The organism is Enterocloster clostridioformis (genome assembly GCF_020297485.1).
GTDB lineage: Bacteria > Bacillota > Clostridia > Lachnospirales > Lachnospiraceae > Enterocloster > Enterocloster clostridioformis.
Genome location: NZ_JAIWZC010000001.1, coordinates 4703337 through 4716777, shown reverse-complemented (window position 1 = coordinate 4716777; position 13441 = coordinate 4703337). Strand labels below are relative to the sequence as shown.

The 13441-nt window shown below is 50.3% G+C and carries 12 protein-coding genes and 2 pseudogenes; 4 read left to right on the top strand and 10 right to left on the bottom strand.

The annotated features are described in order from the left end of the window. Window positions 1–101: 101 nt before the first annotated feature. On the bottom strand, window positions 102–836 hold the full coding sequence (locus LA360_RS23575; RefSeq protein WP_022200286.1) for a hypothetical protein: 735 nt from the start codon (window positions 834–836) through the stop codon (window positions 102–104). 162 nt (window positions 837–998) lie between these two features. On the opposite strand from LA360_RS23575, the gene LA360_RS23570 reads away from it, so the two are divergent. Genes LA360_RS23570 through LA360_RS23560 form a run of 3 tightly spaced genes read left to right on the top strand, consistent with a single transcriptional unit; the run spans window position 999 to window position 5092 of the window. Next, window positions 999–2723 (top strand): ABC transporter ATP-binding protein, encoded by a 1725-nt coding sequence (locus LA360_RS23570; protein WP_022200285.1) that lies wholly within the window; start codon window positions 999–1001, stop codon window positions 2721–2723. Further along, window positions 2723–4618, top strand: coding sequence for an ABC transporter ATP-binding protein (locus LA360_RS23565; protein WP_112482853.1), 1896 nt, complete (start codon window positions 2723–2725; stop codon window positions 4616–4618). The genes LA360_RS23570 and LA360_RS23565 overlap by 1 nt, the downstream gene beginning before the upstream one ends. Window positions 4619–4636: 18 nt before the next feature. Then, window positions 4637–5092, top strand: coding sequence for a MarR family winged helix-turn-helix transcriptional regulator (locus LA360_RS23560; RefSeq protein ID WP_022200283.1), 456 nt, complete (start codon window positions 4637–4639; stop codon window positions 5090–5092). 8 nt (window positions 5093–5100) lie between these two features. Here LA360_RS23560 and LA360_RS23555 read toward each other — a convergent pair whose 3' ends face one another. From LA360_RS23555 to LA360_RS23515, 9 genes and pseudogenes are all read right to left on the bottom strand, one after another. Next, window positions 5101–5997 carry a D-isomer specific 2-hydroxyacid dehydrogenase family protein gene (locus LA360_RS23555; RefSeq protein WP_002586210.1) on the bottom strand — a complete coding sequence of 299 codons (897 nt, stop codon included), beginning with the start codon at window positions 5995–5997 and terminating at the stop codon, window positions 5101–5103. A 12-nt stretch (window positions 5998–6009) separates the two neighbouring features. Then, the gene (locus LA360_RS23550) at window positions 6010–6795 is read right to left on the bottom strand and encodes an aspartate dehydrogenase domain-containing protein (protein ID WP_057571477.1); all 786 of its coding nucleotides are present in this window, start codon (window positions 6793–6795) and stop codon (window positions 6010–6012) included. Between the two features lie 73 nt (window positions 6796–6868). Continuing rightward, window positions 6869–8059 (bottom strand): coenzyme F420-0:L-glutamate ligase, encoded by a 1191-nt coding sequence (locus tag LA360_RS23545; protein ID WP_022200281.1) that lies wholly within the window; start codon window positions 8057–8059, stop codon window positions 6869–6871. A 77-nt stretch (window positions 8060–8136) separates the two neighbouring features. Next, window positions 8137–8383: pseudogene (locus tag LA360_RS23540) on the bottom strand (TfoX/Sxy family protein). A gap of 28 nt (window positions 8384–8411) precedes the next feature. Further along, window positions 8412–9121 (bottom strand): annotated as a pseudogene (locus LA360_RS23535) (helix-turn-helix transcriptional regulator). A gap of 46 nt (window positions 9122–9167) precedes the next feature. Next, window positions 9168–9584, bottom strand: coding sequence for a YjdF family protein (locus LA360_RS23530; protein WP_057571478.1), 417 nt, complete (start codon window positions 9582–9584; stop codon window positions 9168–9170). 213 nt (window positions 9585–9797) lie between these two features. Next, window positions 9798–10661: a type II restriction endonuclease gene (locus LA360_RS23525; protein ID WP_022200276.1), complete on the bottom strand. Its 864-nt coding sequence runs from the start codon at window positions 10659–10661 to the stop codon at window positions 9798–9800. Then, on the bottom strand, window positions 10655–11452 hold the full coding sequence (locus LA360_RS23520) for a DNA-methyltransferase (protein WP_112482855.1): 798 nt from the start codon (window positions 11450–11452) through the stop codon (window positions 10655–10657). Before LA360_RS23520 ends, LA360_RS23525 begins: the two co-directional genes overlap by 7 nt. 10 nt (window positions 11453–11462) lie before the next feature. Beyond that, entirely contained in the window at window positions 11463–12290 is an 828-nt protein-coding gene (locus LA360_RS23515; protein ID WP_022200274.1) for a DNA adenine methylase, read from the bottom strand. Between the two features lie 205 nt (window positions 12291–12495). Between LA360_RS23515 and LA360_RS23510 the strand changes: the two genes are divergently transcribed. Then, entirely contained in the window at window positions 12496–13317 is an 822-nt protein-coding gene (locus LA360_RS23510; protein WP_022200273.1) for a DUF305 domain-containing protein, read from the top strand. Window positions 13318–13441 lie beyond the last annotated feature (124 nt).

Here is a 13441-nt window from a genome sequence, read left to right as displayed (position 1 = left end):
AGGATACGAAAGAAAAAATTGCTTCTGGTCTTAAATTTACCATACGACAAAAATCAGGAAACCCCGGCTCCTGCTTGCCACAGGCGCCGGGGTTTTCTCCGCTACTGAATCAAAACCCCGTCCGCTCCCACCACATAGCCGTCCGGGGTTGTGGTGTTTACAAGCAGGCGTCCCATGGTCCCGTCTGACTGGGTATTGAAATAATAAAGCTTTCCGTCTATCATCTGCCAGCCTGTGCGCATCATCCCCAGGGTACCGTCATCCAGGGGATTCAGATAATAGCGGTTATTGTCGCTGTCCGTAAACCACCCGGTCAGCATATATCCATTTTGGTCAAAGCGGTACCATCTGTTATGTATGAGCTGCCACCCCCCTGACAGCCAGCTGCCGCCATAGAGCTGGAACCACCAGCCTCCGGGACTGTATCTCCAGCCCTGGCCGTACTGTACTCCGGGGCCTCCGTTGTAATACCACCAGTCATCCTCGTCGTCCCATTCATCCCAGTCGTCCCAATAATCGTCATTGGGATCCCACCAGTATCCGGGGGCAAACTGGGCAGTGGACGTGTCCGGCACATTAGAGTTAAAGCCGGGATAAGCCCTGACCGTATTATCCGCGGTGACCTGGGCATTGCCCTGAGGCGCCGAAGGGCCGCCGTAATCGTAGGTTCCTGACGGCGCCGTCCCGTAATCATACTCCACTCCGGGACCGCCTCTGCGGTAATAGCCATAATACCAACTGTCTCCCGGCCCATAGGCCAGACAGTCCTGAACCGGCAGGACAGACAGCGCCGTCAGGGCCGCCAGCAAAAACGGCACGCAAATTATCCTTCTCATATTGTTCTCCTCTTTTGACTTAGAGCGTTTCTGTTTTCATTCCCATGCATATCTAAGAGTATATCACAACACGATTGACATTTTCAATACATGAGCATACAATAGTTGTATGTGCAACTATTGTGATTGCAAATGAAACAATCAATGAAGGAGGATTCCGGAATGAAGGAATTTTTATCTTATCTGAAGCCCTACAAAAGGGATGCCGTCATGGCCGTCTTCTGTATTGAAGCCGAAACCGTGTTTGAGCTCATCATCCCCCTGGTCATGGCTTCCATTGTGGATGTGGGCGTGGTCAATGGAGACAGGCGCTATATCCTGATGAAAGGGCTGCAGATGGTTCTCTTTGCCCTTATCTCCCTTGTGCTGGGCCAGGGCTCCGCCATGTTCTCGGCCCGGTGCGGCCAGGGACTGGGAGCCGAAATCCGCAAGGCGGAGTTTGCAAAGCTGCAGCAGTTTTCCTTTGCCAACACAGACCATTTCAGCAGCTCCTCCCTGGTGACCCGTCTTACCAGCGACGTAACCACCATACAGAACTCCGTGGCCGCAGGCATGCGGCCCGCTTTCCGATCCCCGGTCATGATGCTCACCGCCATGGCTGCCTCCTTTTACATCAATCCGCAGCTGGCCATGGTATTTCTGGTGGCTGCCCCTGTGCTGGGAGCTCTGCTGTTTTTCATTATCAGCCGTGTGCGCCCCCTGTACAGCGTGATGCAGGGCGCCATCGACATGGTCAACCGCATCATTCAGGAAAACCTGACCGCCATCCGTGTGGTGAAATCCTATGTCAGAGGCGACCATGAAATCCGGAAATTCGAGGAGGTCAATTACAATCTGCGGTTCACGGCGGAAAAAGCCTTCCGTCTGGCAGTCTTAAACATGCCTGCCATGCAGTTAGTCATGTACTCCACCATCCTGTGCATCCTGTGGTTCGGCGGCAGGCTGGTCACCATAGGCGGCGTGAAGGTGGGTGAGCTCACCGGTTTCCTGAGCTATGTCCTGCAGGTTTTAAATTCACTGATGATGTTCTCCAATGTGTTCCTCATGACCACCAGAGCCCTGGCTTCCTGGAAACGTATCTCGGAAGTCATGGATGAGGAAATCGACATCAAGGAGGACGGATCCAGTCCCCTGGAAGTGGAGCATGGCGATATCCGGTTTGAGCATGTGTACTTTAAATACAACCAGGATGCTGCCGAATATGTGCTCTCCGACATTTCCTTTCATATAAAGGCGGGACAGACCGTGGGCATCATCGGCCAGACAGGCGCTGCCAAGAGCACGCTGGTGCAGCTGATTCCCAGACTCTATGATGTCACGAATGGCACGGTATATATAGATGGCCGCCCGGTCCGGGAATACCCCCTTAAGAGACTGAGGGATTCCATCGCCATGGTGCTCCAGAAAAATACCCTGTTTTCCGGTACGGTAAAGGATAACCTGCGCTGGGGCAGGGAAACGGCCACGGACCAGGAAATCGAGGAGGCCTGCCGCATTGCCTGCGTGGATGAATTCATCGACCGCCTGGAACGCGGATATGAAACAGAGCTGGGCCAGGGAGGCATCAATGTGTCAGGCGGGCAGAAGCAGAGACTCTGCATTGCCAGGGCTATCCTCAAGTCTCCCAAGGTGCTGATTCTGGATGATTCCACCAGCGCGGTGGATACTGCCACAGAGGCCAAAATCCGGGACGGACTGGCAAAGAGCATGCCGGATACAACCAAAATCATCATTGCCCAGCGCATATCCTCAGTGGCCCACGCAGACCAAATCATTATACTGGAGGACGGACGGGTGAACGCGGTAGGCAGCCACGAAACCCTGCTGGCTTCCAACCAGATTTATCAGGACATCTATCATTCTCAACAGGAAGGGGCGAATCTGTAATGGCAAGAATAGCAAATTATAACCGTCCCAAGGATACCAGACGCACCTTAAAGCAGATGCTCAGCTATCTGGGGCGGCACAAGTGGTATATGCTGGTTATCGCCCTCCTGGTGACAATCAGCGCCCTGGCCAGCATATTGGGAACATACATGTTAAAACCGGTCATCAACCGTTTCATTCTCCCGGGAGACATACCGGGGCTTGTGAAAATACTTCTGGTCATGGGAGCGCTGTACCTGTGCGGCGCGCTCTCCTGTTATGCCTACAATCAGATGATGGTCCACATTTCCCAGAAGGTGGTGAACGAAATCCGGTCCGATTTGTTCCGGCACACCCAGCGCCTTCCCCTTACCTACTTTGACGCCCATACCCACGGGGAGCTGATGAGCCGTTTCACCAACGATGTGGACACCATCAGCGAAGCCCTTAACAACAGCTTTGCCATGATGATACAGAGCTTCATAACCATAACAGGAACCATTACCATGCTGCTGGTGCTGGACTGGCGTCTTTCCCTTATTGTCATGGCATTTCTGATTCTCATGGTTCTGTTTATCCGCTATAATGGAAAAAGGAGCAGGAAGTATTTTACCCAGCAGCAGAAATACCTGGGCAGCATCAACGGCTTTGTGGAGGAGATGGTGGCTGGCCAGAAGGTGGAAAAAGTATTCAATCACGAGGCACAGGACTACGAGGAATTCTGCCGCCGCAACGAGGCATTCCGAACAGCGGCCACCAAAGCCCTGACCTATTCCGGCATGACGGTTCCCACCATAGTGGCCCTGTCCTATGTAAACTATGCCCTGTCAGCCTGTGTGGGCGGCCTGTTTGCCCTGTCAGGCCTTACGGATTTGGGGACACTGGCATCCTATCTGGTGTATGTGCGCCAGAGTGCCATGCCCATGAACCAGTTTACCCAGCAGATAAACTTTCTTTTGGCCGCCCTGTCGGGAGCCGAGCGCATTTTTGATATGATGAACGAGACCCAGGAACTGGATGAAGGCACAGTGACACTGTGTAATGTGCGAAAGAATGACAATGGCGGCTGGGAAGAATGCAGGGAATTTACCCACTGTTTCGCCTGGAAGGTGCCGGATGAGGATTCGGTTGATACGGCGCAGACTCATACCGGCTCCCAATCCGGCTTCCGTCTCATTCCCCTTGAGGGGGATGTGCGTTTCAACCAGGTTGTGTTCGGATTCACGCCGGAGAAAACCATCCTGAACGGCATCAGCCTTTATGCCAAGCCCGGACAGAAAATCGCGTTTGTAGGTTCCACCGGCGCAGGAAAAACCACCATCATCAATCTGGTGAACCGTTTCTATGAAATACAGCAGGGAAGCATAACCTATGACGGCATTGACATAAGAACCATAAAAAAGGACGATTTGCGCCGTTCCCTTTCCATGGTCATCCAGGATACCCACCTGTTCACAGGAACCATAGCGGACAACATACGTTACGGACGGCTGGACGCCACGGACGAGGACGTGGTAAATGCAGCCAGGGTAGCCAATGCGCACTCCTTCATCCGCCGTCTGCCCCAGGGTTATGATACGCCCCTTCACAGCGACGGCGCCAACCTGTCCCAGGGGCAGCGCCAGCTTCTGGCTATTGCGCGGGCAGCCATCTCCCGCCCTCCTGTGCTGATTCTGGATGAGGCCACCAGCTCCATTGACACCCGGACGGAAAAACTCATTGAAAAGGGAATGGACGCGCTGATGGAAGGGCGCACCGTCTTTGTAATCGCTCACAGACTGTCCACGGTCCGCAACTCCAAGGCCATTATGGTACTGGAAAAGGGCGAAATCATAGAACGCGGAAGCCACGATGAACTCATTGACCAGAGAGGGCGTTATTATAAACTGTACACAGGCCAGTTTGAACTGGAATAAAGAAAGGAAGCAAGAACCATGATGAAACAAGAACAAGTACGCCGCCTCCTGGTGAGAGCGGAAAGGGCAAGAAAACATCTGATGCAGCCCCATTTCACCCGGATTGGCCTAACCTTCGGCCAGGGCCACGCCCGCATCCTGGATGTGCTGCTGGCCCGGGACCATATAACACAGAAAGAATTGTCAGATTTCTGCCATATGGATGTGACCACCATGTCCCGTTCCCTGGACCGTCTGGAGGAATCCGGCTACCTGGTAAGAGAAAAAGATCCTGGATGCCGCAGGTCCTATCTGATTTGCCTCACCGGTGAAGGGGTGGCAGAGGCCCATAAGGTACGCAGGGTACTGGAAATGGTGGATGATGTTATATGGAAAGGATTGGGGCAGGATGAAATGGAAGCATTCTGCGGCACCATGGAAAAGATATGTGAAAATCTGGAACAGTGTGATTTCAAATGGGATGACGAAACATAAAGCAATAACTACTGCTCCAGGTATGCGCGAATATTGTCCAGCACCTTTTTGCTGAGCAAATCAAAGGCCTGTTTTGTCCTGCCTGCTGAGATGCGTGCACAGAATACGCCCGGATGACCAAGCAGTTCTCCGGTGCTGTCTCCCAGGGCTCCCTCTGTATCGCAGATGAAGTAATTATTTCCCTGATCCAGCCATGTTTTCAGGGCAGGAAGGTCGAATGCCGGTCCAATGGAGGTATTGAACAGGAGCTTTCCCTGCCCCAGCTGCCTGAATTCCTTCTCATGAAGCAGAATCACATTTTTATTCAGGCAGGCAAAGACCACCTCGCTGCGGTCCAGCAGTTCCTTTAAGGGCCTGTAAGTCATCCCCTGGTCTTCTCTGTCCTGCTTCCTGGAACGGCTGTAATAGGACACATCCGCCCCCATGAACTTCAGGGCATCGGCTATCATTCCTCCTGATACGCCCATTCCGATGATACCCACCTTTAAATCCGTGATTTCAACGGGCATATCACGAAACATGGGACGGTCAAAGCCGTGAAGGAAACGCACCAGCTCACTGAGCACGTATTCCACCACCCCCCTGTCGCCGTAATCCCTGATTCCAAGCACTGTGATGCCCCGTTCCCTGGCACAGGCAATGTCTACATTGGCGCTTTCCTCAGAATAGAGGCTGCAGCACATGCCAATGTACCGGATGGATGGGCAGCTCTCGATCACATGACGGCTGATTCTGGATGTGTAGCTTACCAGCACCGCGTCCGCGTCACCGATACGCCGGATGATTTCCCCATCGCCGGACGGCACATCCTCATGCAATGTTATCTCTCCCGCATACCGGTGCAGTTCCTCCTCTGCGCTGGGTATCAGGCTCACCGGCTCAATAGCCACTAATTTCTTAAACATGTCCATTTCCTCCTAAAATACGATTGGTGATACAATATTCTGTAAAACCGCCACCACGCTCCAGCCGGCAATGGCGCTGGTGCTGGAATAAATATCCACAACAGCCTTCACTCCTTCTATCTCGGATGTGATCTTATGGTCATCCCCAACCATGCCTGGAACGCTGTATATATCCACACGGGTATCCTCCGGCCCCGCGGTCACAAGGGATGAGGCCACAGCCACATTTACCTTGGTAGGCAGGAGGGAAATGGCTTCCTTTGCGCTGCCGTGAAATACATGGCTCTCCGGTCCGTCCTCCATCAGGCGCTCTACAAAAAGCGGGGTTCCCTTTAAGGACGCCGGTCCTTTCCTTGTCCTGATGCCTGCCTCTGCCTGCCCCATAAGGGATATGGTCCGCAGCACATCAAATCCTCCCACCGCACCGGACGCAATGTACACCCTGGTTTTGTGGCCGGCAGCCGCGGCCTTTACCTGTCCAAAAAATTCATGATCCGCAAATGCTCCGATGGACAGCACAATCATGCCGGCCCCGGATTCCAGAATCTTCACTCCGCAGTCCTTTACAGACTGGACCGAGGCTGCCTCCGCAACATAGTCAGGGGACAGCGCCAGAAGCTCGTCTATGGTGCCGCATGCCTGACACCCGCCTTTTTTTGCCAGAAGCTCTGTCTTTTCCCTGGTCCTGCCCAAAACTCCCACCAGCTCATATTCATCCAGCATTCCTTTCAGACCGGCTTCCACAATAATATCGGCCAGATAGCCGTTGCCCAGAATACCCAGTTTTAATTTTCCCATCATAACCTCCTAAAACAAGGGCTGAACGCTCCCTAAAAGCCTTCAGCCCTCCATGCCTTATCATCATTATGGCTTAGTTTGTATAGTTATCAAAATATCCCTGAACCAAAATGACCGGTGTACCCTTATCGCCGGAACCACTGGTAAGGTCACAAAGTGATCCTATCAGATCGGTGAGTCTTCTCGGCGTGGTTCCCTGGGATGCCATGTCGCCCACCAGATCGGATTTCTTCTCCTTGATTCTCTGGGAAACGGCATTCTTTAAGGCTTCTCCGGACAAATCCTTAAAATCATTGTCAGCCAGATACTTTAATTTCACTTCGTTTGGCGTGCCTTCCAGTCCTTCTGTATTGGCAACAGATACCACCGGGTCGGCCAGTTCCCAAATTTTTCCTACCGGATCCTTGAACGCGCCGTCGCCGTATACCATGACTTCCACATGCTTTCCTGTGCGGTCCAGGACTTTGTTCCGAATATCGTTTACCAAATCCATACAATCCCGCGGGAACAGCTTAATGGTGTCCTCGGTTGACTTGTTGGAGCCCAAAAGGCCGTATTTTTCATTGCAGCCGCTTCCGTCCACCGGGGCATTCAGGATGTCATCCATGCCGCATACCACCTCTGCGCCTGCCTCCTTTAAGATGCGCTTGGTGCGCATACGCGAATGGATGTCACAGGTCAGCACCCGCTTGGTATAATTTAAGATTTCCCTTGGATTATTTGCGAATACCACCTGGGCCTTCGCGCCCTGTTCTTCAATCAGCTGGCAGTAATAGGCCACATAGTCCACACCGGTAAACGGGTGCTTGTTCTCCCCAAACAGTTCCCTGTAGCGCTTCAAATCCAGCACATCGCTGTAAGGATTAATACCGGCCTCGTCTACCTGATCCAAGGATACCAGGGAGTTTCCCACCTCGTCGCTGGGATAGCTGAGCATCAGCACAACCTTCTTTGCGCCTTTGGCAATTCCCTTCAGACAGATGGAAAAACGGTTTCTGGACAGAATCGGGAAAATGACGCCGATGGTCTCCCCGCCAAGTTTTGCCTTCACGTCCCCCGCAATGGCATCAATGGAAGCGTAATTGCCCTGAGCCCTGGCAACCACGGACTCTGTCACGGAAATGACATCCCTGTCCCTGATTTCAAAGCCTTCGCTTTCCGCTGCATCCAAAACACTGTCTACCACGATTTCAGCAAGATTGTCTCCTTCACGGATAATCGGGCAGCGGATTCCTCTCGAAATTGTTCCTACTTTTCTTTCCATATGTATCTTCTCCTAATATATTATAATTTTCGTCATGCTATCTTATTATAATATAAAATACGGGATTGGGAAAGTAGTTATTTTCGTTTTGGCAGGGATGGGTCCGGTAGCTGACTGCAGGTATCCAGGACCAGGGCAGTCAGAAACTCTCTGTCATCCAGCTCCTCCACCAGATACTACATAAAACTGGTTATTCTCTACTGTTCCAAAGAACTTTCCCCCGCACCACAGGCCATACTCGCCAAATAATTTTTTATAGGAAATAACGCCCGCGCCGCTTAACTGCGCCGTTACATACTGAACATATTCCAGGCTGGAAGCCATATTGAGTCCTCCTTTTATTAGTCCATATCTATCTGTAAATATCATAAATACGGCGTCCCAGCTCTGCAAGCTCCGCCCGGAATTCACCGGGTTCCAAAAGCTCAATCTGGTCTCCCAGGCTCAGAATCCAGCAAAACAGGTTTTCTTTGTCCGAGTATCCGGCTGTAAACATAAAATTACCATCCGGCAGTTCCTCCAGAGTCTCAGGACCAAATTCATCTACAATCCTCCATTTAATGGACGGTTTGCACCGTGCCTTTACCAGAAAACGGATAGGGAAGGGACGGTCCGCCTCATTTTCATAAGGCGGCAGGTCTCTATGGCCTCCTGAATCAGATGGATTTTAGGCGCAAGGGACTGCCGGTACCAGGACGACAGATTGATGAGGATACTGCCGCTGCTGCTTATCATATCCTGCTTTCCGGGGGCCAGCTTGTCCATCAGCAGGCGGTACCTGGCGGAACCCGATACGCTGTCAAGACTTCTGAGCCCTGCCAGGATTGCCTCCATTTCCCCGGATGTAATCAGGGTGCGGTCCATGCGGTATCCCTCCATAATGGAAATTCCGCCTCCGGGTCCCCTGCTGGTGACAAGAGGAATTCCGGCCTTGCAGATATCCTCTATATCCCGGTTGATGGTCCTGCGGGATACCTCAAACTTTTCCGCCAGATAGGGGGCGGTTACCTTTTCCCGCTGGAGAAGGATGGACAGGATTCCGATGAGACGGTCTATTTTCATGGATGGCGGCCCTCACTTTCATGTTTTCAAAAACACAGAGGCAGCGTTACCTGCCCCTGTGCTTTTCTTTCCTTTTTTGCTGCTTCAGTTCAAACTGGCGTATGGCTTTTGCTTCCTTATTCTCTTTGCTTACCGCCTTCCTGCCAGTCTTTATCTGCTCCTGCTGCAATTTCAGGGCCTGCTGGGATTTCGTTCCCATGCCTGACTCCCGAAGTTCCTTCCTGACCTGGCGTCTCACACGCTTGGGGTTTTTACGGTTCTCCTTTACAGCAGCTGCCACAGCCGGACTAAACCGCAGACCGTAGTATTCCTTTGCCAGGAATCCGTGTACCTCGTAATCCTTCGGCTCCGGGCCAAAGGTAATCTTGCACACGGTCATCCTCCCGCCTTCCACCCGTTCCAGTACTCCAATCCAGAATGGGTCCTCAAAAAACACTCTCAGTACCACCGATACTTTGTCCATGACAATTCCTCCTTTGAAATGTGATGAACAAAGAACGGACGACCCAAGGAGGGAGGGTTACTTACATTCCTGTTACCCCGCCGTTTCAGGCAGGACTATGGGAATGCGGCCGGACTACCTACCGGCTCTGCAGGCTTTGATCCCGCGTTGTGTTTTTATCTCTGCTTTTTAATTTTATCATATTTCTGCACACTTTTCTATCCTTTATTGGCATCACACCAGAAGCTCAGTCATAACCGAATGCTCCATATCGTCAATATTGTAAACATGCTCCATTGCTTCAAAGGTTTCCCGCAGATTCCCTTTCGCGCTTTTCCAGCCAATACCATCCGTAAACCACACAAAAGAAAATCCTTCGATTGTGTCTGCCTCCTGGGAAAGCATCTTATAGCTTCTGGCCGTTTCATTCAGCTTCGAGCCGCCGCCGCTGTAAAAATTCGTTTCAACCGCATAAATCATGGACTCTGTTTTTACCACGAAGTCAAACCGCTTTGCCGCCTTGCCTTCGTTGGACAGGGCGGATAAATCAATATCCCATTTATCCTCAATATCCTTAAGGTACATCTCTTTAAAGTAGCTCTCATCCTTAGTAAATCCCGCGGCAATGATATATTTCTCCACCAGCTCTTCCATCTGGTGCCCGCCGCGGTTCTTGCGGCCATTGGAATCAAGTCCTGTCTCAATCCCCAGCGCATAATCAACCAGATTATTTACCAGATGCTTCTGCAATAAGTCAAACAATCCTGTTTTTCTCATAAATATCTTATATTGATCCATATCATAATTCATTGTTTTAAAATGATACTCAAATGCGCCGTCCTCATCCTGGGCATATATTTCATTGCTCCGCACTGCCAGAAGCAGGGGAATGCAGGACAGGGTTTCCGGATATTTTGTTATTATTTTTTCAAAATCATCTTCTATATTCACAGAACCTATCAGTGAATTTAGTATGTTTAACTCGATTTTTATATCCTCCACATTGCGGACTACCTTTTCAAAATCTATGTAATACCGGTACCCTGAAATGCTTGCCCGGAATTTACTAAGCCATGCGTCAAAATCTCTTTTTACCACTCCAATGCCTCCTGTATATGATCCAAACGTTTCTTCGCTATATCCAGATATTCTTCGTTATTGTCAATTCCGATAAACTGCCTTCCGTACTTTCCGGACACCACCCCGGTTGTCCCGGAACCGCAAAACGGATCCAATACCACGTCGCCCTTTTCCGTGGACGCCAAAATGATTCGTTCCAGTAAATACTCCGGTTTTTGTGTGGGATGCCTGCCGGCCCACTTTTCGGACGGCCTGGTGAGGCTTCCCTCCCACACATCCTTCATCTGTTTCCCGCCGTTCATTTTCTTCATCTGCTCATAGTTAAATAGATGTCTGGCTTTCTTTTCATCCTTCCTGGCCCACAGAATCGTCTCTGTGGAATGGGTGAAGCATCGGCAGGCCAGATTTGGCGGCGGGTTTGTTTTCTTCCAGGTAATATTATTGATTAGCTTATACCGCTCCTGCTGAAGCGCCATTCCTATTGAATATATATTATGCAGTGTACCGGATATCCATATGGTTCCGTTGGGCCTAAGCACCCTTCTGCACATGCGGATCCACCTGCGGTTAAAAGCATGGTTTTCCTTAAAATCCCCGCCTTCATCCCAGGATGCCTTATTGACTGATACCATTCTTCCCCCTTTGCAGGTTATGCCGTTATTGCTCAGAAAATAGGGCGGATCCGCGAATATCATATCAACGCTTTCCGGCTTTATTTTCCGCATCAGCTCAAGACAGTCACCCAGATAAAGCCTTTTTGTATCAGTTCCATAATATGCCTGGATTTTTCCCCGCATCAGTTCTTCCATAGATATACCTCTAATAATTCGTAATGATGATCTCCTGACCCACGCGGTTCTTTCCGTCAGAATTTATCATGCGCTTTACATCCACTACCACTTTGTTGAAATCTGCATATAACTGATTGATAAAATCTGTATTGTGATTTGTCAGCATACAGTAACATCCCCGTTCTGTAAGTTCTCTGAACACGGCAGCCAGACGTCTGTGGCTCTCGATATCAAATCCCTCCTTTGTGTAAGACTCAAAGGATGTTGGATTCAAAGGAGCGTAGGGACTGTCTATAAAAACAAAATCATCCTTCTTAGCCAAATCACAGGCACTCTGAAAATCGCCTTTCATAATATTCACCTTCTGAAGGCTCCGCGATACAGCCAAAATGCTTTCTTTACTGCACGATTCTCTCACACTGTTATTATACGGTACATTAAACAGACCTCTTGCGTTTACTCTGTAAAGACCGTTAAAGCAGTGCTTGTTGAGGAACACGAACAGAACAGCTAATTCCATATCGTATTCCGCCCGCATCATTTTATCATTATAGAATTCCCGGACTTTATAATAATACTCTTTTCCGCCATCCGCGATTCGTTTATCATACTCTGAAATGGCATCGGCAAATTCTTCTGGTGAAATTTTTATCTGCAGGTAAGCATTAATCAATGATTCGTTTATATCATTAATAATGGATTTTTCCGGCTGTAAATCAAAATATACTGCACCGCCGCCCACAAACGGCTCCATATATCCATTAAAATGTTTTGGCAGGCTCGCTTTTATCTGTCCAAGTAATTGTCTTTTGCCGCCCGCCCATTTCACAAATGGCTGTGCACTGATTTCCGTCATCGTGTTTCCTTTCACCAATAAAATCATAACATTTATGATTCATTATAAGTGAAAGTCAAATAAAACACAACCTGCAACTGCCTTCTTTCGGAAAACAAAAATGCGCCGGCAGGCATGCACCGGAGAATATTTTCCTGAATTTAGCAAATACTAATTTATGTCAGATTAAATCCACCCGATTTAAGGATAAAAGGAGAAAGAGATTATAAACAAAAATATGCGCACATGGGTCATCGGCATCTGCGTGGCCCTGGTCATTATCGTGGCCGTGGCAGCCGCCTTTGCCAACAACCGCAGCGGCACTGATAACGGACAGGCCTCTGAAAGCCAGACAGAAAGCACCGCCGGGTCCGCGGCGCCACAGGCGGACACAGAAACGGGCTCCCGGGAACAGGCATCCTCAGATTCCGGCAATGCCGCCGGCCACAGCGGACATAACGGGCATATGAATACATCCGGAGACGACCTGAGCCGTTACCTGACCGAACAGGATTCCATCATGATGAATATGATGGAGGATATGGTCATCCGGGAGAAATCAGGAAATGCCTCCCTGGACTTTCTGCGGGGCATGATTCCCCACCACGAGGCAGCCATCAAGATGTCTGAGAGCTATCTGAGCTACCAGGGGAAAAGCGATGAACTGAAAACCATTGCCCAGGATATCATAACCGCCCAGAAGGACGAACTCAAACAGATGAACGAGCTGGTTAAATCGTATGAAAAGGACGGAAAAAAGGACCAGACAAAGGAGGACGCTTATCTGGAGCAGTACAGCAAAATGTTTGCCGATGACTCCATGTCCCGCCACATGGATGCCTCCGGAGCGGACAGCCTGGACCAGGCCTTTGCCGAGGGTATGATCATGCATCATCAGATGGCTGTGGATATGGCCAGGGATATTCTGGAATATACAGACTATGAAGAGATACGCACCATGGCCCAGAATATTATTGATGTGCAGGAGAAGGAAATTGCCCGGATGGAAAAGATTGTGAAGGGACAGCAGGAATCCCAGCCGGAATAAATTATCGGAAATCATCGGAAATAATATTCTGCAATTGGCACCCATCCTCCCCCATGCTATAATCTCCCCATACAAATTCCAACCCATCCGCAGTCCGGACACAGGCTGGTTCTTTGCCGTCGGG